This window comes from Acinetobacter towneri (genome assembly GCF_017498585.1).
GTDB lineage: Bacteria > Pseudomonadota > Gammaproteobacteria > Pseudomonadales > Moraxellaceae > Acinetobacter > Acinetobacter towneri.
Genome location: NZ_CP071766.1, coordinates 1,624,146 through 1,642,827 on the forward strand (window position 1 = coordinate 1,624,146; position 18,682 = coordinate 1,642,827).

16 protein-coding genes are annotated in these 18,682 nt (G+C 41.2%); 8 read left to right on the forward strand and 8 right to left on the reverse strand.

Annotated features, from left to right (window positions below):
• Nucleotides 1-13: 13 nt before the first annotated feature.
• Nucleotides 14-598 (forward strand): YceI family protein, encoded by a 585-nt coding sequence (locus J4G44_RS07825; protein WP_004976875.1) that lies wholly within the window; start codon nucleotides 14-16, stop codon nucleotides 596-598.
• Between the two features lie 230 nt (nucleotides 599-828).
• Here J4G44_RS07825 and exaC read toward each other — a convergent pair whose 3' ends face one another.
• Nucleotides 829-2,340, reverse strand: a complete 1,512-nt coding sequence (exaC, locus tag J4G44_RS07830; protein ID WP_016658247.1) for an acetaldehyde dehydrogenase ExaC — start codon at nucleotides 2,338-2,340, stop codon at nucleotides 829-831.
• 244 nt (nucleotides 2,341-2,584) lie between these two features.
• Between exaC and J4G44_RS07835 the strand changes: the two genes are divergently transcribed.
• Nucleotides 2,585-3,766, forward strand: coding sequence for a sigma-54-dependent transcriptional regulator family protein (locus tag J4G44_RS07835; protein WP_178318394.1), 1,182 nt, complete (start codon nucleotides 2,585-2,587; stop codon nucleotides 3,764-3,766).
• Between the two features lie 57 nt (nucleotides 3,767-3,823).
• Here the strand turns inward: J4G44_RS07835 and J4G44_RS07840 are convergent, their stop codons facing one another.
• Nucleotides 3,824-4,819, reverse strand: coding sequence for an alpha/beta hydrolase (locus tag J4G44_RS07840; protein WP_004976869.1), 996 nt, complete (start codon nucleotides 4,817-4,819; stop codon nucleotides 3,824-3,826).
• A gap of 246 nt (nucleotides 4,820-5,065) precedes the next feature.
• Nucleotides 5,066-6,238, reverse strand: a complete 1,173-nt coding sequence (gene mdh / locus J4G44_RS07845) for an iron-dependent methanol dehydrogenase (RefSeq protein ID WP_168419315.1) — start codon at nucleotides 6,236-6,238, stop codon at nucleotides 5,066-5,068.
• A gap of 456 nt (nucleotides 6,239-6,694) precedes the next feature.
• Here mdh and J4G44_RS07850 point away from each other — a divergent pair, with 456 nt between their 5' ends.
• The 5 genes from J4G44_RS07850 to J4G44_RS07870 all read left to right on the forward strand — a co-directional run bounded on the left by J4G44_RS07850 (nucleotide 6,695) and on the right by J4G44_RS07870 (nucleotide 14,148).
• Nucleotides 6,695-8,698 carry a hypothetical protein gene (locus J4G44_RS07850; protein WP_207973555.1) on the forward strand — a complete coding sequence of 668 codons (2,004 nt, stop codon included), beginning with the start codon at nucleotides 6,695-6,697 and terminating at the stop codon, nucleotides 8,696-8,698.
• Between the two features lie 103 nt (nucleotides 8,699-8,801).
• Nucleotides 8,802-10,514: an AAA family ATPase gene (locus J4G44_RS07855; protein WP_136144566.1), complete on the forward strand. Its 1,713-nt coding sequence runs from the start codon at nucleotides 8,802-8,804 to the stop codon at nucleotides 10,512-10,514.
• Between the two features lie 140 nt (nucleotides 10,515-10,654).
• Entirely contained in the window at nucleotides 10,655-11,638 is a 984-nt protein-coding gene (locus J4G44_RS07860; protein ID WP_096901190.1) for an ion transporter, read from the forward strand.
• 283 nt (nucleotides 11,639-11,921) lie between these two features.
• Nucleotides 11,922-12,842: a LysR family transcriptional regulator gene (locus J4G44_RS07865; RefSeq protein WP_004976859.1), complete on the forward strand. Its 921-nt coding sequence runs from the start codon at nucleotides 11,922-11,924 to the stop codon at nucleotides 12,840-12,842.
• A 130-nt stretch (nucleotides 12,843-12,972) separates the two neighbouring features.
• Nucleotides 12,973-14,148 (forward strand): MFS transporter, encoded by a 1,176-nt coding sequence (locus J4G44_RS07870; protein ID WP_154320808.1) that lies wholly within the window; start codon nucleotides 12,973-12,975, stop codon nucleotides 14,146-14,148.
• 85 nt (nucleotides 14,149-14,233) lie between these two features.
• Here the strand turns inward: J4G44_RS07870 and J4G44_RS07875 are convergent, their stop codons facing one another.
• Nucleotides 14,234-14,689 (reverse strand): DUF441 domain-containing protein, encoded by a 456-nt coding sequence (locus J4G44_RS07875; RefSeq protein WP_004976854.1) that lies wholly within the window; start codon nucleotides 14,687-14,689, stop codon nucleotides 14,234-14,236.
• Nucleotides 14,690-14,848: 159 nt separating this feature from the next.
• Between J4G44_RS07875 and J4G44_RS07880 the strand changes: the two genes are divergently transcribed.
• Nucleotides 14,849-15,571, forward strand: a complete 723-nt coding sequence (locus J4G44_RS07880) for a pseudouridine synthase (RefSeq protein WP_004976852.1) — start codon at nucleotides 14,849-14,851, stop codon at nucleotides 15,569-15,571.
• A gap of 159 nt (nucleotides 15,572-15,730) precedes the next feature.
• Here J4G44_RS07880 and J4G44_RS07885 read toward each other — a convergent pair whose 3' ends face one another.
• The 4 genes from J4G44_RS07885 to J4G44_RS07900 form a co-directional block, all read right to left on the reverse strand.
• Nucleotides 15,731-16,663, reverse strand: a complete 933-nt coding sequence (locus J4G44_RS07885) for an IS5-like element IS17 family transposase (RefSeq protein WP_099475569.1) — start codon at nucleotides 16,661-16,663, stop codon at nucleotides 15,731-15,733.
• A gap of 57 nt (nucleotides 16,664-16,720) precedes the next feature.
• Nucleotides 16,721-17,164: a GNAT family N-acetyltransferase gene (locus tag J4G44_RS07890; RefSeq protein WP_004976850.1), complete on the reverse strand. Its 444-nt coding sequence runs from the start codon at nucleotides 17,162-17,164 to the stop codon at nucleotides 16,721-16,723.
• 93 nt (nucleotides 17,165-17,257) lie between these two features.
• On the reverse strand, nucleotides 17,258-17,614 hold the full coding sequence (locus J4G44_RS07895; protein WP_004976848.1) for a type II toxin-antitoxin system RelB/DinJ family antitoxin: 357 nt from the start codon (nucleotides 17,612-17,614) through the stop codon (nucleotides 17,258-17,260).
• A gap of 110 nt (nucleotides 17,615-17,724) precedes the next feature.
• Nucleotides 17,725-18,639, reverse strand: coding sequence for a pseudouridine synthase (locus J4G44_RS07900; protein ID WP_154320807.1), 915 nt, complete (start codon nucleotides 18,637-18,639; stop codon nucleotides 17,725-17,727).
• Nucleotides 18,640-18,682 lie beyond the last annotated feature (43 nt).

Consider the following 18,682-nt stretch of genomic DNA (forward strand, 5'->3'; position numbering starts at 1 on the left):
AGAGATGAACAATATGAACATGAAATCAATTGCTTTAGGTTTGGCTATCGCGTCTGCAGCAACAATGACAATGGCTAAACCAGTGGCTTATCAAATTGACCCAACGCATACTGCTACTGTATTTACTTGGGATCACTTCGGTTTTTCTACGCCATCAGGTAACTTCTCAGACATTCAAGGTACTATCAACATTGATGAGAAAAAACCTGCTAACTCATCTGTGAATGTGACGATTCCATTAAGTAGCATCAACACCAACGTAAAAGCTTTAGATGAGCACTTAATGGCAGCAGATTGGTTTGATGCAGCAAAATATCCAACCATTACTTTTAAAAGTACCAAAGTTGAAACTCAAGACAAGAAAAACTTTAAAATCACAGGTGATTTAACAGTTAAAGGTGTAACTAAGCCAGTGGTACTTGACGCAGTATTGAACAAACAAGGTCCACACCCAATGACTCAGGCAGCGACTGTTGGTTTTAATGCAACAACATCATTCAACCGTTCTGCATTTGGTATCGCAAGCTATGTACCAAACGTAGGTGATAAAATTACTGTCAACATCACTACAGAAGCGTCTGTAGCTGCTAAAAAATAAGCAGTTGTAATTTGATCAAAAAGCATCATTTTTTAAATGGTGCTTTTTTTATGTCCGTGATTTCATCTACATGACTTTGATGTTAGTAATTTTAGGTCTATGACTTGTAAATCTATGTAGATAAATGGCTTTTTCTGTTTTTCTTTTTGTCCATCTGTACATCCCAAATATAAAAAAATGCGAACCGAAGTTCGCATTTTCATTCATCATGTTGAGGTTAAAAGCTTAACTTAGAAGAAGCCTGCAGGTTTAGTTGAATAACTTACCAACAAGTTTTTGGTTTGTTGATAATGTTCTAACATCATCTTATGGTTTTCACGGCCAATACCTGACTTTTTATAACCACCGAAAGCTGCATGCGCAGGGTAAATGTGGTAACAGTTCGTCCAAACGCGACCCGCTTGAATAGCACGACCCGCACGGTAAGAAGTATGCGCAGAACGTGACCAAACACCTGCACCTAAACCGTAAATGGTGTCATTGGCAATTTTAATGGCTTCATCGAAGTCTTTAAATGTGGTCACAGACAGCACTGGGCCGAAAATTTCTTCTTGGAAAATTTTCATGTCGTTGGTGCCTTTGAAAATTGTCGGCTCAATATAGAAACCACTGCCAACTTCATGACGTTCACCACCACCTGTTAAGACTTGAGCACCTTCGGCACGACCTGTCGCAATACAACCCAAGATTTTGTCTTGTTGTTCTTGCGATGCCTGCGCACCAATCATGGTTTCAGTATCAAGCGGGTGACCTGTTTTAATACGTTTAACACGTTCGATGGCTTTTTCAAGGAAACGGTCAGCAATACTTTCCTGTACGAGCGCACGTGATGGACAAGTACAAATTTCACCCTGATTCAGCGCGAACATGGCAAAGCCCTCAAGCGCTTTATCTAGGTAGTCGTCATCTTGCGCCATAATATCTTCAAAGAAAATATTTGGAGATTTACCACCAAGTTCCAAAGTCACTGGAATGATGTTTTCAGTGGCATATTGCATGATCAATTGACCGACCTGGGTTGAACCTGTGAATGCAATTTTGGCAATACGTGGATTGGTTGCCAATGGGCGACCCACTTCTACACCGTAACCATTGACTACGTTTAATACGCCTGCTGGCAATAAATCTTGAATCAGCTCGACCAAAACTAAAATACTAGCAGGGGTTTGCTCCGCAGGTTTAAGTACAATACAGTTACCCGCAGCCAAAGCAGGTGCAAGTTTCCATGTTGCCATTAAAATTGGGAAGTTCCATGGAATAATTTGCCCCACAACGCCCAACGGCTCATGAAAGTGATAGGCAATGGTATCTTCATCAATTTCAGAAATTCCGCCTTCTTGGGCACGAATACAGCCTGCAAAATAACGGAAATGGTCAATCGCCAATGGAATGTCGGCAGCCAATGTTTCCCGAACAGGCTTACCATTATCCCATGTTTCTGCCACTGCCAATAATTCTAGATTTTGTTCTAAACGATCTGCAATTTTAAGCAGAATGTTGGAGCGTGTGGTTGGAGATGAGCTGTTCCATTGTGCTTTGGCTTTATGGGCTGCATCTAAAGCCAGTTCAATGTCTTCTGCCGATGAGCGTGGGACTTTGGTAAATACTTTGCCATCTACAGGAGAGATATTTTCAAAGTATTCGCCTTTTACAGGGGCGACCCACTCGCCACCAATAAAGTTTTCGTATTGTGCTTTAAATTGAACTTTTGAACCGGGTTGATTGGGATCTACGTAACGCATAATTCTCTTCCTTTGATGGTTTTTTATAATCTGCCGTCACTTTACCTTTTATCACAATCCTGTGTCTAAAATCAGGTTAAATTTACGGCTAAGGTATAAGGTACTTTAGTACGTTATTTGATTAGCATACCAATATAAGGTTGGAAAAAGGTTGGAAAGTTGCAGGTTTACAAGCAGCGAACAAATCCTTACAAAAGTAAGCAGTACAATGGATGTAATGCCCACAGGATTGTGAGAATCAGTCATGATGAAAAAACAAGATCTATTGGAAAAAAAACTGCATATTGAACGGTTTAGACAAAGCAGTAGTTTATCGCCGCTGCATGCGCAGCAAATTCAGCAGAGTATTTTAAATTCTTGGCAACGCTCTGAAATTGCAGAAATTCCTGTAGATCGGCAGGCTGCTCCGTTAAATTCCAGTTTATCGCATCCGCAAGGCGGTTCGGCTTTACAGAGAGCTGTGCAAAATTGCGCAGAAGATTTAAAACATATCGCGCAGCAGTCCGACATGGTGGCAGCCGTGGGCGATGTGGGCAGTACGATTATTTGGACGGCAGCGAGCGCTCAAATGCGTAATGTGGCGGAACGAGTACATTTTGTAGAGGGTGGACAGTGGCGTGAAGAGTTGGTGGGTACCAATGCTTTGGCTTTGTCACTCAAAACTCAGCAAGCCAGTTGTGTGTTTTCCAGTGAACATTATATGTCATCGTTACATGACTGGGTTTGTTATGCCGCACCAATTTTAGACCCACATTCCAAACAAGTGTTGGGCGTGATTGATTTATCGACCACTTGGAAAAATCATAACAGTTTGGGTTTGTTGGCAGCAGAGCGCTGTGCTTCTTTAATTCAAAATGCGTTGCTGGAACAGCAAAAACAGCAGCTTTATATTCGCGCGTTTCGTGTGCCACAGGTGTTATTTAATGGCAAAGTGGTGGTGATGACACCGCGTCAAATTGAAATATTGGTGATTTTGGCACTTTGCCCACAAGGCATGAGTTTAGACACTTTACACCAAGCACTATATGGTGAGCGTAAAGTCAGCATGGGAACGCTAAAAGCTGAAATGTCGCAATTACGCGATATTTTAGGGGGGATGCTCGGCTCGCGTCCTTACCGAGTTTTGGCGCATATTGAAGCCGATTTTTTACAAGCTGAGCAGGCTTTAGATGCAGGTTATGTGCAGTCTGCCTTGCAAACGTGTGCAGGGGTATTTTTGGCGAAAACTGAAAGTCCATTTTTATGCGCATGGCGAGATTGTTTAGAATCACGCCTGAGTGATGCCATTTTTAATGCACAAGATACCGATGTATTACTAAAACATTTGGCACGCAGCCCTGAAGCGATTGACGCAGTGGAGCGTTTAATTGAATTGATGCCAAAGGGGCATCCTGCACATCAAATTTTATTAAAATACACAGCTTAAGGGATGCATCAAGTCATTTAGCCGTTAATTCACTTCCTTTAGTTCTAGTTTTTAGTTTTATAGCCCCTTGCGGTTTAACCAGTCAAACAAGGACTGATACACTTCCGCGCGGACTTCTGGCGCAGAAAGCACCAAATCATGCACGCCATCTTCAATTTGGCAAAGCTGAATATCACCATGCATGTGATGCCCATATTTTTGCATATCTGCAACATCCAAAATTACGTCAGTGCGTTGCGCAATCTCATTCCATTGGCGTGGATAACTACTTTGACTCGCATGCATAATTAAGGTTGGTACACCCAAATGTACGCTAGCATGAATTTCTTTTTGCGCTTCATGAATTGCACGAACAAAACTTAATCGCACTTTAGGATAGCGCGGTTTCTTCCATTCCAAATTAAATAACCATTCACCATGATATTGTTTGTGTAGACTTGGTACATAAAATGGATTAAGGCGGCTTGGAAATTTCATTTCTGGCAGCAATTTGCCCAATTGGCTTAAACGAGGAATGCCGAATTTTTTCTCAATCTCGCTCATATTGAAATCATAAAAAGGGCTGTTGCACCATAAACCACGAATCAGTGGATGATTGGGATGATGTGCCACATATAACGTGGTGATTAATCCACCTGTTGAATGTCCTGCCAAAATTACTGAGTCATGTTCTTCTGTGGCAATTTGCTCAAGTGCAGCGGAAATTTCTGCATCATATTCAGACAAGCTGCGCACATTGTACCAATTTTGATGTGACAAATGCGAACGCCCATATTTACGTAAATCTAGGGCATAAAAGTCATAACCATGCTGATTAAACTGGTCTGCCATTTCTGTTTGAAAAAAATAGTCAATAAAACCATGAATATAAAGTACGGCTTTACGGGTTTCCTGTTCGGCTTTTTTGCGTACCAAGGTAGCAATCACTTTGCCTTCATAATCCGAAGGAAAATCCAGCGTCATTTGTTGGTAATCGGCACCCAAAATATCGGGTTGATAGCTTGGTGTTGTTTTTTGTTTTTTACTTAACAGCATAAGGTGTTCGTCATCCATTTTATTTTGACTATATCCTTGATGAGCTGTGCGCATTTGTCAAATTGAATTATGCAAACCCTCTGCATCTAAATCGCTTTAGTTTTATGCTGCGAGTTCATTTTGTTCTGAACAGCAAAAAAAGCAGAACGCATCTGAGATGGTTCTGCCAAAGGGAAGGATAAAAATAAAACAGCAACAGACGAAAATTGAAAAAAGGATGGGAGATGCTGAGCAAATCGTGATTCACTCAGCAGGAGATTCAAATTACATCGCGGCTTTAAAAATTTCGACCACTTGTGCATGATTGGCTTTACGTGGGTTGGTGAGCATGCAGGCATCTTTTTGTGCATTTTCAGCCATAATCGCCAAGTCATCTTCTTTCACGCCTAACTCTGCTAAACCTGTTGGAATACCAATTGAGCTAGATAATTCACGAATTGCATCAATTGCGGCATAGGCGGCTTCTGTGGTAGTTAATCCATCAGTATTTACCCCCATCAGTTCTGCAATATCTGCATAACGCTCAGGGCAGGCAATCAGGTTAAACTCGCAAACATGCGGCAATAAAATTGCATTACATACGCCGTGCGGCAAGTTGTAGAAACCACCGAGTTGATGCGCCATGGCATGCACATAGCCTAATGAGGCATTGTTGAATGCCATACCTGCCAAATATTGCGCATAGCTCATGGCATCACGTGCTTCAATATTTTCACCATTTGCCACAGCAGGGCTGAGCCACTGGCTAATCATACGAATAGCTTTTTCCGCACAGGCATCGGTAATCGGGTTGGCCGCAGTTGAAACGTAGGCTTCTACCGCATGCGTCAAGGCATCCATACCTGTGGCAGCGGTTAAGCCCGCAGGTTTGGCAATCATAAGTTTAGGGTCATCAATGGCGATGAGTGGGGTACAGCGCCAATCGACAATGGCCATTTTTACGTGGGTGTCGGTGTTGGTAATGATACAGAAACGGGTCATTTCTGAAGCTGTTCCCGCTGTGGTGTTAATGGCAATCAGCGGTGTCATTGGCACGGTACTTTTATCTATGCCTTCATAATCACGAATATGTCCACCTCCTGCAGTGACCAAGCCAATACCTTTAGCACAGTCATGCGAAGAGCCACCGCCTAAAGACACAATGAAGTCGCAGTTGTTGGCATTGTAGGCATCGACACCGTTATGGACATTAATATCGGTTGGGTTTGGCTCTGCCCCTGCAAAGATATGGCTGGCAACGCCTGCTTCAGTTAAGTAGCCTGCAATGGTATCGGCTACGCCAAATTTAAACAGTCCTTCATCTGTCACAATCAGGGCTTTTTTAGCACCTAAATTTTGCGCTCTTACGCCAATTTCTTTGGCACAACCAGGGCCGAAGAGAGACACACAAGGAATATAAAAACCGTTGGTTTGATCTGCAATATTTTTAAAAGCCATGCTCAGATTCCTTCTTGCATTGGGTATTGGAATAATGTGTTGTTATCGCGGTGTTGAACCGTGATTTGAGTATTCAATGCTTTGTGGTGAAATCCTACCTACCAAACACCAACCCTATTTTCTGAGTAAATAATGCAAACTAATCAATTGAAATTTATTTGTTTTTTAATGGGTTTTTATTTTTTCTGAAGTTGTGCGCAGGCTATAGGCAAGGGCTTAAATCTTGTTTATAGTGTTTTTGTATCTCTAATTTTAAGGTGTAGATACCGTTCACATAAATTTCAGGTGTAATTCAATTAATAAGTGGCTTAAGCTCGATTGAAGAATTGTCCACTTTTTGCAGATGGAAATAAAAAACAAAAAATAGGGATGTATCACGTGATGGGTCTAGTCGGTGCAATCAAATAAAAATAAGATGACACTTAGATAGACCGCACTTAAGCATGAGGAGCGTATATGCAGCCAATTTGCCAGCATAGCCAGTTGCATGCCGTTGCACAGCAATTGGTTCGTATTTCCAGTGTGGCCGCAGAAATCTATCAAGATCAAATGGATTTGGTTGGACATTTTACAGCACAAAATTTGTTTCGGATCGATCCTTTGCAGCATCGGGTCGAATTGCTGAATGGTCTGTTTAGTCTTGAATTTTATCCGCCAAAATCGCATACAAATTTAATAGAAACTCACTTTGAATTTGCGGGGAAACAGCAAGAAGCATTTGAAGATTTTTTCTTACATGATCTGCATTTTTTGACTGGGGATTTAAAACCGCAGCATTCTTTATTTTTGCGTAATCAGGCGCAGCAATTGCGACAATTGATTCTGCAGCAAGTTTACCTGTGGGTAGATGGTGCAGCACGGGTTAAGCAATTGTTATTGCATTTAGATGCAATGCAGGCACAAATTTTAGATCAGGCATTAATGCAGGCAGACGATCAGTATCAACCAGTATTGACCAAATTTGTGCAGCAAGGGCAGCACATTCCTGAAGATGTTTTAACTAACTTATCGATGCTGTGTGCTTTGGAATTTGTAGAGGGTGAAACCTTTTTGCCAGTGCAAGCACTGATGCAAAGTTATGATGATTTTTGTTTTAGTGCGGCAGAATTTTTACCTAAAGCCATGCATCGTATTTTAAGTATTTCATTTCCTGAACGATTTAATTTGCAGGATTTAATCGATCATCAGGATGATATTCGGTTGTTGTATCGACATGCCGAAGAACATGGGCATTTATTGGGTTTTGCGCGTTTAATGCACCGTGAGGTGTGGCAGCGTTCCGATGCTTTGGCGAAACCGCATTTTTTAAAATCTTGCCCTTTAATTTGGCAAAAGAAAGTCGCCAAACTGCCGTTATTTGATTATCCACGTGCGGTGAATTGGCTGTTTAAACAGTCTGCACAAGTGTTGGATTGGCTTAGTTTAAATATTCATCATACCAGTGTGCGGGTGGCAGTGACTGCGCTCAGTTTTGTCGATTGTAGTCAGGCACATCCACGGATTATTTTGGCAACTTTGCAATATTTTCAATATTCAGCCGCACGTATGTTCATTCAAAGCTGTAATGTATATGCGACACAGCAAGCGTGGTTCGCACATGCGCATAATGTCAGTTTAATGCCGCATGGCGAAAAACAATCGTTGGATGATCCGCGGGTTGCCATTAGTCCTTCTATTTTGTATTTGGATGAATGGATGACTTTGCTGAAAACCGTGGCGCAACACGATGAGCATTTGGTCAAGCATGTATTTCGGCGTTTAAGTCGTGTCATGCAAAGTTATATGTTGTATTTACAGCAGATCACCCAAGATTTACCGACAGCTTTGTTGGACTATATTCAGTCTGATAGTCAGCAGCAACGTGACTTTTATACGGTATTGCAGCGTTATCAGATTCAGCCTGATGATTTTCGGCAGCGTTTTTATTTACGTGCGCACAATACACGCGTTTCAGTATTTGACAGTTATGTGCGTGACTATTTACTGGAGTATTTTGCAGCGCATACGCATATTCCAAAAAGTTTGAGTTGGTTGGGGTTGTTTCATCAAGCGGTGCATTGGCATCAACAAGTGTATAAAGCAGAGCTATTTGCCAAACTGAAAAAAGAAATTCCATGTAGCACATGGCAGGCGAAAAGCCCGCAGCAAATATTGTATTTTTCGGGTTGGTGTTTTGAAGAACTGACCGATTTAGACCGTATTATTGAAGAATCGAAAAACTTTAAACACTGTTTGGCACTGAGCTATGCCAAAGCCATGAGTGAAGGACAATATGTGGCATTTCACATGGCATCGCCACATTATGCGCAGCAATTGACCATGGGCTGTCACTTTCGGAATGGGCAACTTGAGTTTGATCAATTGGAATATCCAAATAATCAAAAAGCGGAACAATTGTTGGTTACTATCGCAGCGCAGTTTATTGCATGGCTGAATCCACAATTACCATCAAAGTCATAAGTTACAAGTCATAAGACAACTGTTGTCGTATTCACGGACTTGAGCCTTAACTTTTGGCTCAAAACTCGTTAGGCTATAGCCGTTCAATCATGGTATAGGTCTTATGAAACAGGAAACTGCACTTAAACTTTTAAAAGCAGGCGAAAATGTCTTTTTAACAGGCTCGGCTGGTGCGGGTAAAACCTATACCCTGAATCAATACATCAATTATTTAAAAGCGCGCAAAGTGCCAGTGGCAATTACGGCATCTACAGGCATTGCTGCAACGCACATGAATGGCATGACCATTCATACATGGGCAGGCATTGGTATTAAAGATTTTTTGTCCGATGCTGACCTGAAAAATATGAAAGAGCGCAAATATCTCAAAGAACATTTAGAAAATGCGCAAGTGCTGATTATTGATGAAATTTCGATGTTGCATGCTAAGCAACTGAATTTGGTCAATCAGGTTTTAAAATATTTTAAAGACAGTGATGACGCTTTTGGTGGTATTCAGGTGATTGTCGCGGGAGATTTTTTCCAGTTACCGCCTGTGGGAAAAAACGATGAGCGCAATCGTGACAAGTTCTGTTTTATGTCAGATGCGTGGGTCGAAGCTAAATTTCGGGTCTGTTATTTAACCGAGCAGCACCGTCAGGGCGATGACTACTTAAATGACATTCTCAATGCGATTCGTGCACAAAGTATTGATCATCAACATATTCAGGCTTTGGAACACACCCGTCATCAAGATATTGGCGACACTTTCACGCGTTTATATACGCACAATATGGACGTGGACAATATCAACTTTAAGCATCTGAATGAAATTGAAACTGAGAGCAAGCAGTTTGATGCCGTGTGTGATGGCAATGAAAAGTTGATTGAAACGCTGAAATCATCCGTACGTGCGCCTGAAATTTTAAATCTAAAAAAACATGCCAAAGTGATGTTTGTTAAAAACAACTTCGATATGGGCTATATCAACGGCAGTTTGGGCGAAGTGATTGGCTTTGAAGAAGATGACGATCACGGTATTTTGCCTAAAGTAAAATTGACCGATGGCACAGTATTACTGGTCGAGCCTGAAACTTGGTCGGTGGATAATGATGCAGGCAAAACCATTGCCAGTTTCCAGCAAATTCCGCTGCGTTTGGCATGGGCAATTACCATCCACAAATCACAAGGTATGACCTTAGAAGCGGCAGAAATCAATCTTAGCCATACTTTTGAAAAAGGGCAGGGTTATGTGGCGTTGTCACGATTAAAATCGTTAAGCGGTTTGCGTTTATTGGGATTTAATAGCCAAGCTTTAGAACTCGACAGTTTAGCGATTAAGGCTGACCGCCGTTTTCAGGAATTGTCTGAAGAAGCTGAAACGCACTATGAGCTGATGGATTTAACACCACAACATAATGCATTTATTCGTCACTGTGGTGGCACGTTGAACGAAACCGAAATTTTGCGCAATGAAAAGAAAATTGCCAAAGGTGGAAAAACCAATTATGCGACTGCCACGTTAGATGAAACCCGCGCTTTATTTGAAGAAGGTTATGATATTCAGGATATTGCAGTAGAGCGAGGTTTAACTCCTGCAACTATTATCAACCATTTGGCACGTTTGCAAAAAGAACAAAATCTGGATATTTCAGTGGCACATCCAGGTGAAGAAGTGGTGGAAGAGGTCCGTAAAATTTATAAGCGATTAATGAAGCGTCAAAATGCAGAGCACTTCAGCGATGATGGCGCAATTAAACTGCGCCCGATTGTTGAAGCGACTAGTCCACGCATGGGCTATGATCAGGTGCGTTTAGCATTGCTGTTTATTCAGTAGTTTAGTCATTTGGATAATGATGACTTATACTGCAATTCTGCATTAAAAATGCCCGCTTAACGTCACATAAAATACTATCGTTTTGAGAAAAACTTCGGTTAAACTGCCATCACTGTAAGCCTTAAAATATAATATTCGGTATGGCATTTACACCGTGGTACACATTTCGAAAATTTGTCTATAACAACTTACACGACGATGACTATGAAACATGGTTTAGTCGTTGCATTAACTATTTTTTAATTTTACTGATTTTAGGCAATGCCAGTGCGGTTATTTTAGAGTCGGTGAATGATGTCTATCTTGCCTATCAGGTATTTTTTGACCATTTTGAAAACTTTTCCATCGCAGTGTTTACGCTTGAATATTTGCTGCGGATTTGGAGTATTGCCGAAAAAGACCCGTTTATTTCGCCGTGGAAACAGCGTGTAAAATGGCTTACCAGCGGTGGGGCAATTATAGATTTGTTGGCGATTCTACCTGCTTATATTAACTTCTTTGTGCATCTAGATTTACGGTTCCTAAGAATTTTACGTTTGCTGCGTTTGTTAAAACTGACACGTTACTTTGTATCATTGCAAATTTTATTAAGAGTGATCGAACGGGAAAAAGGATCATTTCAGGCAGTCATTTTTATTCTCTCTATTATGATTGTGATGTCTGCCGCAGGTGTGTATGTGGTGGAAAGCAAGGCACAGCCTGAAGCCTTTAGCTCAATTCCCGCTTCGATGTGGTGGGCAGTGGTGACTTTAACCACAGTCGGTTATGGCGATGTCACACCAATTACCCCTTGGGGCAGAATTTTAGGTGCGTTAATTACGGTATTGGGTGTCGGCTTGGCAGCATTGCCTGCAGGTATTTTAGCCACAGGTTTAGCCAACGAACTTGAACAACGTAAGCAGCATTTAGGGTTGAAATTTAGAGAGCTATTGCAAAATAGTGAGATTGATCTGTTAAATGATCAAGAAAAAATTGAAGATTTACGCAAACAAGTCGGTTTAACCACTGAGCAAACCCAAGATATTTTATTGCAGTTAATTCGTGAGCGTCGTGAAGAAGAGCTGCGTTTAGAACAGGAGCCTTATAAATACTGCCCACATTGTGGAGAGAAGTTGTCGGAGTAAGCGAGGCTTGGGTTAAGAATTTCAATTCTAGTTTGGCTCTGCACGTTGGAAGCCTAAAACATGCTTGCTGAAAGCCATATTATTTTTATGGAATTGTATTGATTTCGTAGTAAATATCATCGAATAAAAACTAAGATGAAGAAAACTCATTATTTACATGCTAAGATTAAATTAATTCATTATTAAATTGAATCATGTTTGGCTTTGTTTCTTATTTTGCAAAATAAAAATGCGACCTAGGTCTAAACATGCAGTCAATAACTTGAAAAACTAGGAACAAGCAATGCTTGAAATTCGCCACTTAAAAACGCTATCAGCCCTGCGTGAACATGGTTCTTTGGTTGCTGCCGCCAATGATTTATGTCTGACGCCATCTGCCATTTCTCATCAACTCAAAGAACTAGATCATTGGTATGGCGTAGAAGTGGTGAACCGTCGTAGTCGCCCTGTGACATTTTCCAATGTCGGACAGCGTTTATTGAAACTGGCGGATGATGTCCTGCCACAAATTCAAATCACCCAAACTGATATTACCCGCATTGTGCATGGTCAAACGGGGCGAATTATTTTTTCTTCGGAATGTCATAGTTGCTTTGACTGGTTGATGCCGCTGCTGAATCAATATCGTCAGCAATACCCTGATGTAGATTTAGATTTTGCTTCAGGTTTTGAAGCCAATCCGCATGAATTATTGCAAAACGCAGAATTTGATTTATTGATTACCGCAGACCCGATTGCCTTAAAAGGTATCGAATATTTTCCAATTTTTGAATATGAATCGCGTTTGGTGTTGTCAAATACTCATCCTTTAGTACGTGCCGAGCGCATTACCGTACAGGAGTTGGCAGAAGAAACCCTGATTACCTATCCTGTCGATAAACACCGTTTAGATATTATGTCTAAGCTATTCATTCCAGCCAATATTCAGCCAAAAGCTATTCGTACTACAGATTTAACCCAAATGTTGATTCAACTGGTGGCGAGTGGGCGAGGGATTGGCGCATTGCCAGATTGGGTGGTGAATGAATATGAGCAAAAAGGCTGGGTAACTTCACGTCGTTTAGACTGCGTTGCTGCGGGAGGATTACGCCGTACCTTGTATGCGGGTTATCGTAGCGAAGAAAAAGAAAAGAGCTATTTTGAAGGCTTTTTGAAGCAATTAGAGAAATTTTCCCAAAAACGCACACAATATTATTCGAGTTAAAAATTGCACAATCAGCATTTTAAAGAGGATGCTGATTAATTGCTAAAAACACTAAGCTCATCTAAATCTCCACTAAAAACAGTGAGATGTTCTTGCTAAGCTTGCCTTGCGAAAATTAAGGGAGAGCGCTGTGAGTTCGGTACGTTGGCTGACAAAGGATTTGTGGATTGTTGCTGCGGGTTTTATGGCAGCAATGCATATTGGCAAGTTGCCACCGACTGTGCCTATCCTTCAAGCTGAACTCGGAATTAGTCTGGTTCAGGCAGGTTTTTTGCTGTCTTTGGTACAAGCTGCGGGCATGTCTTTGGCGTTGTTGCTAGGCAGTTATACCGCAAAAATTGGCTTAAAACGCTGTGTACTTTTGGGTTTGTCTTTATTGGCAGGTGCAAGTTTTGTTGGTGGTTTTGTACATAGCTTTTCCGCACTATTAAGTCTGCGTGTAATTGAAGGTTTTGGCTTTTTACTGATTACACTCAGCGGCCCTGCATTTATTCGTCAACTGGTTGCAGTGGAGCAGTTGCCTGCCAAAATGGGGCTGTGGAGTGCCTATATGGGCGGTGGGATGGGTATTGGTTTACTAAGTACGCCGTTTTTACTGCCCATCTTGGATTGGCAAGGCGTGTGGATGTGTTTGGGATTGTTATCCTTTGCGCTCGCAATCATCATTTATAAAGCCGTACCAAGTGTGCAGATCAGCACGCAAGCCATTGCCATCTTTGAACTGATTAAAAGCACTTTGAGCCATCCACCCGCATGGATATTGGCTTTGGTTTTTGGTGTTTATGCAGGGCAGTGGTTCAGTTTGGTGGGTTTTTTGCCGACCATTTATCAGCAATATCAAATATCTTTACAAACCGCAGGTGTGCTCACAGCTATGGTTGCAATGGCAAATGCGGTGGGTACATTTGTATGTGGGTTGTTATTACAGCGTGGGCTGAGAGCGCAAGTGTTGATGCAAATGGGTTTTGCGGTATTGATGCTATGCGCACTGAGTTTTTATATTTTGCGTGATGTTTTACCATTCATTGTGCAGTTTTTATTGGTCATCCATTTCTCTTTATTTGGTGGTTTAGTCGCAGCTGTGGTATTTGCGCAAGTACTTAATTTTGCACCACAACCGATTGCGATTAGTACCACCGTAGGTTTGGTGTTGCAGTGCTCGGCAATTTCACAATTTTTATTGCCGCCTGTGGTCGCAGCTATCGTATCTGCCACAGGAACATGGCTTTGGGTTGGTATTTTAATGGCCGTTTTATCTGCAATGGGAATGATATTAACATCTATCTTGTTTCGCAAAGTGGCTTAGATTTGGATGGTTTTTATTGAAATTGGTTGATACAAGACGATGAATTCAAGCAAAACCATCTAAACCAAGCGTCCCTAAATCTATGTTAAGAATAGCCAATAAACAAGGTGAGAATTCCTGCTGCAATCAGTGGTCCCACAGGCACGCCACGTAGCACAGCAACACCTGCGACTGTACCAATCAATAAGCCTGCGACCACATCAGGCTGATTGGTCATGAGCTTGACACCACGCCCGCCTAACCATGCCACAAAAACACCAATTGCAATCGCAAGTAAAGATTTCCAACTCAGGAAAGATTTTAGAATTGCTTCGCCTGGAAGTTTGCCACTGGCAATGGGTGTCAGTACGCCAATGGTGAGAATGATAATGCCCAGATTTAAGCCATGCTGCTGCAATAGTGGGAAAAATTCACTTAGCGGCGTAATTCTAAAAACAATCAGTACTGCTGCGGCAATGGTCACAGCCGTATTTTGGCTAAAAATACCGCATGCGAGTAGAACGATCAGCACCATCAGGTTAAGGTCTAATTGAGAGAGCATGGTGATCCATAAAAGGGGAAATAAATTGGAAAAGTGCAGTTATTGTAACTGTTTTGAACTACAAGCGGGCAAGGTACGCAATGTGTTCAGAATTTACGGTGTATTTGGTTTAGAATAGCAGCAAATATATTTATACTTTTTATCATTAGGTCGCTCATCATGTTGTTGGAAAAAATGTTGCAATCACAAGGCTTTGGATCACGTAAACATTGCCAACAACTCATTAAAAATGGTGCAGTCACCATTATGGGCGAAACCCAGACCAATCCTAAATTCGCGATAAAAATTGCGCCTGAAACGGTTTTGCAATTTTCGGTGTATGGGCAAAATTATCAATATCGTGAAAAGGTCTATATCGCCTTACATAAACCACAAGGCTATGAGTGTTCGCATCAGGCGACCCATCATTTTAGTGTGTTTGACTTGTTTGATGATGTATTGCTGAATCGTGGTTTGCAGTGTGTTGGACGCTTAGATCAGGACACCACAGGGCTGTTATTGCTGACGGATGATGGACAGTTTTTACAAGCATTGACCCATCCTAAAAAGCATGTGGCAAAAGTGTATGCTATGCACACCGCAGACCCGATTAATGCAACACAAATCCAGCAACTTGAGCAGGGTGTCGCATTGCGCAATGAATCAGGGACATTTGCTGCAACAGAGGTACAACAGCTTGCTGAACATGAATTGCAGATGACCATTCATCAAGGTGTTTATCACCAAGTTAAACGTATGCTGGCAGCAGTGGGCAATAAAGTAGAACAATTACATCGTCAGCAAGTTGGTGCATTAAACTTGACTGATTTGGCTTTAGATGTGGGTGAATGGATGTATTTAAGCCCTGAACATGTCGAGTTGGCAAAAAGCCGTATGGAATAACATGAGTTTAGCTGAGCTTTCATCAATAGCTTATGAGCAATGGCTTGGGCTAGGTTAAATTTAAATCCATTGTCTAACTCTGCAATCGTCAGATCAGATGACTATTTGGCTTTGTTGCACAAAGATTTGAAATGCAAAGCGCCCCTAATTGATCCAAATTTAAGGCGTAACTTGGGTAAGTGGGCGACCTAATTCCGTAAATCTGTTAAGGACTGCTACACGTGCATGGATCTCATTCACCTGACTAGGAAAGCTTCTTGCCATTAATTTATCGCCTAATAATTTGATGCAATGCATCTTGGTTTCCACCAAACTGCGGCGATGATAGCCTGACCATTTTTTCCATAATGTCCTGCCTAAATGTTTAACTGTTCGAAGTAATTCATTTCGCTCTAGCGAGCTACTCTTTGTATCTTTCCATGGTTTCGCATTTTTTCTAGGTGGAATCACCGCATGCGCTTGCCGATCTGCAATGACCTGACGGCATTGCTTGGTGTCATAAGCTCCATCGGTATAAACAGAGTCAATCTGCTCATCTTGTGGAATCTGATTAAGTAAATCACCAAGCACCTGTGAATCACTGACATTATTGGTTGTGAGCTGAATAGCGCGTATTTGTAGGGTTTTGGCATCTATACCAATATGTAGTTTACGCCATTGGCGACGATATTCAGCTCCATGTTTCTTGCGTTTCCATTCGCCCTCACCTAGAAACTTCATGCCTGTAGAGTCTACGAGTAGATGCAGCCCATCGCTACTTTTTTGGTAGCTGATTGCAATATCAATATGCTTTTGTCTTCTACAAAGCGTACTGTAATCTGGTGCGGTCCAATTTAATCCGCAAAGTTTAATCAGACTTTGCACAAAGCCAGTGACCATACGTAAAGACAAACGGAATAGAGATTTAATCATTAAGCAGCATTGGATAGCTGCGTCGGAGTAGGTTTGATTTCGCCCTTGTTTGCCTTTTGATGGAGCATACCATTGCGTAGCAGGATCAAACCAAATGGCAATATTTCCGCGACTCATGAGTGCTCGGTTATATGCGGGCCAATTGGTTGTGCGGTAGATTTTGTGTGTAGGCTTCTTCATTTGAAAATTATATCGCTGAAAAAGCCTTTACAGATAGGTTTGTGCAACAAAGCCTGACTATTTTAAAAAGCAGTGATAGGTTTGAAATTCATCATCTTTGACAAAACCCATCTTTTCATACAATTGGTGGGATTGGTAATTACTTTTCTGTGTTTCAAGGCTAATCCGTAGCGCATTTTCATGTCGTGCAAATAAAATTGCAGTATCAATGAGCTGTTTGGCCGAACCTTGTCGTCTAAAAACAGGGGTGACATAAACGTCATCTAAAATATAGTAGGTCGAGCAGGCAACCGAAGAAAAGCCTAAATAAAGTAATACAAATCCAGTGATTTTTTGATCTTTGATATGAATGAAAATCACACTTTCCTGATTTTCAAAACGCTGTTTTAAGAATGCTGCTGAAAGGCTTAAATTCGAGGATGCACCATAAAACTGACGATACTCATCGAACAATACAGCAAGCTGGTCTAAGTCTTCTAAAGTGGCACGTCTTACAATCATTACGATACTCCATGCTTTTTTATTGTCCTTGCATGAAGCATAGCTAAGTTTTTAAAGTAAATTTTTAAAGAATTGTTTAAAAATGCAACACTGTTAATTTTTGTCAGTTTCACCCAAAATTGCATTGAGTTCATCAAACAAGTCTAGATGTTCATCATCCAGTTCAAAATCTTCAACACTATTATTGCCAGTTACAGATGCTTCATTGCTTGGGGTTGCATCCACTAGCGTTGCTTTTTGCTCTTGTTTTAATTTGCGTAACTTAATCAATTGTTCCAGATTAATATTCTGATTTTCAATTGAAAAGGGAATTGATTTAGTCAGCACGACTTGCTTAAAAAACAAACGTACCGCTTGCGCAGGCGTAATCCCCAACTGTTTAAACACAGCAAAGGCTTGTTTTTTCTCTTGAGAGTCCAAGCGTACTTGATAGACTTCAGTTTTTCTCATAATTTTTAATAGAAGGAAGTAGATTTAAATTTTAGCAATATTGTAAACAATTCATTTGTAATTTCAATATGACTACAACGAAAATCCACTATTTTGTAATGACAAACATATTACAATGTCAATTCTTGCTGTGCGCTAAAGTGGAATTGTTGCTGGCTAATCGGGTCAAAAAAACTTAAATGCTTGGCAAGCAATTGTAGCGGTGCAGAAAAATCATCTGCTTGTTTGTGCTGTAAAATGGGATAAAACGGGTCGTTCTTAATCGCAATACCTAAGCTATTTAAATGCACACGCAGTTGGTGCTGCTTGCCTGTTGTAGGCTTTAATTCATATTTTGCCCATGTTTGATTATGTTCAAGCAAACGAATTTCTGTTTCGCTGTTAGGTGTGCCTGCCACGACGTGCATCAAATAAAAAGGTTCACCTTTTTCCATGCGTAATTGCACAGTACATGGTAGTGACAAATTAGCTTGATAAGGCGCAATGGCATGGTAGGTTTTTTGCACCTGACGTTCTGCAAATAATTGCTGATACACCGCCCGAGTTTCTGGTTGTTTGGAAAACAGCACCACACCCGCAGTTTCGCGGTCTAAACGATGAATAGGTGTGAGCTGCTCATTCTGTGTTTGTTTTTTTAAGCGTACTAATAGGGTTTCTTGTACATATTGCCCTGTAGGGCTCATGGTCAAAAAATGTGGTTTATCTACAACCAATAAGTGTTCATTTTCAAATAAAACTTGATGCTGAAAAGGCACGGCAACTTCATGCGCTAAAAAACGATAATAAAAAATATCCTGATGTGCGCTATAAGGTGTATCTAAATCTAAACGCTTGCCTTCGGCATCATAAACCAGACCATCCTCAAAGCGTTGCAGCCATTCCTGTGCAGAAATATGGGCAAACTGGGCACATAAATAACGAAAAATTGATTCAGGCTGTGTGCTTAATTTGGGTAAATGCAATTTGCTGGCGCTCACACCATCTAGCATGGGTGGAACAAAGGTGTTGGGATGAGTCGACTTCATCTGCAAATTGCTCATATTCAGGTGGGAGAGTTTCTTTTTCATC

What these genes read in the sequence shown, in the direction of transcription:
- exaC (WP_016658247.1), bottom strand. Translation starts at nt 2,340, where the DNA reads ATGCGTTACGTAGATCCCAATCAACCCGGTTCAAAAGTTCAATTTAAA.
- mdh (WP_168419315.1), bottom strand. Translation starts at nt 6,238, where the DNA reads ATGGCTTTTAAAAATATTGCAGATCAAACCAACGGTTTTTATATTCCT.
- J4G44_RS07880 (WP_004976852.1), top strand. Translation starts at nt 14,849, where the DNA reads ATGTTGTTGGAAAAAATGTTGCAATCACAAGGCTTTGGATCACGTAAA.
- J4G44_RS07825 (WP_004976875.1), top strand. Translation starts at nt 14, where the DNA reads ATGAACATGAAATCAATTGCTTTAGGTTTGGCTATCGCGTCTGCAGCA.
- J4G44_RS07840 (WP_004976869.1), bottom strand. Translation starts at nt 4,819, where the DNA reads ATGGATGACGAACACCTTATGCTGTTAAGTAAAAAACAAAAAACAACA.
- J4G44_RS07850 (WP_207973555.1), top strand. Translation starts at nt 6,695, where the DNA reads ATGCAGCCAATTTGCCAGCATAGCCAGTTGCATGCCGTTGCACAGCAA.
- J4G44_RS07860 (WP_096901190.1), top strand. Translation starts at nt 10,655, where the DNA reads ATGGCATTTACACCGTGGTACACATTTCGAAAATTTGTCTATAACAAC.
- J4G44_RS07875 (WP_004976854.1), bottom strand. Translation starts at nt 14,689, where the DNA reads ATGCTCTCTCAATTAGACCTTAACCTGATGGTGCTGATCGTTCTACTC.
- J4G44_RS07900 (WP_154320807.1), bottom strand. Translation starts at nt 18,639, where the DNA reads ATGAAGTCGACTCATCCCAACACCTTTGTTCCACCCATGCTAGATGGT.
- J4G44_RS07895 (WP_004976848.1), bottom strand. Translation starts at nt 17,614, where the DNA reads ATGAGAAAAACTGAAGTCTATCAAGTACGCTTGGACTCTCAAGAGAAA.
- J4G44_RS07890 (WP_004976850.1), bottom strand. Translation starts at nt 17,164, where the DNA reads ATGATTGTAAGACGTGCCACTTTAGAAGACTTAGACCAGCTTGCTGTA.
- J4G44_RS07865 (WP_004976859.1), top strand. Translation starts at nt 11,922, where the DNA reads ATGCTTGAAATTCGCCACTTAAAAACGCTATCAGCCCTGCGTGAACAT.
- J4G44_RS07835 (WP_178318394.1), top strand. Translation starts at nt 2,585, where the DNA reads ATGATGAAAAAACAAGATCTATTGGAAAAAAAACTGCATATTGAACGG.
- J4G44_RS07885 (WP_099475569.1), bottom strand. Translation starts at nt 16,663, where the DNA reads ATGAAGAAGCCTACACACAAAATCTACCGCACAACCAATTGGCCCGCA.
- J4G44_RS07855 (WP_136144566.1), top strand. Translation starts at nt 8,802, where the DNA reads ATGAAACAGGAAACTGCACTTAAACTTTTAAAAGCAGGCGAAAATGTC.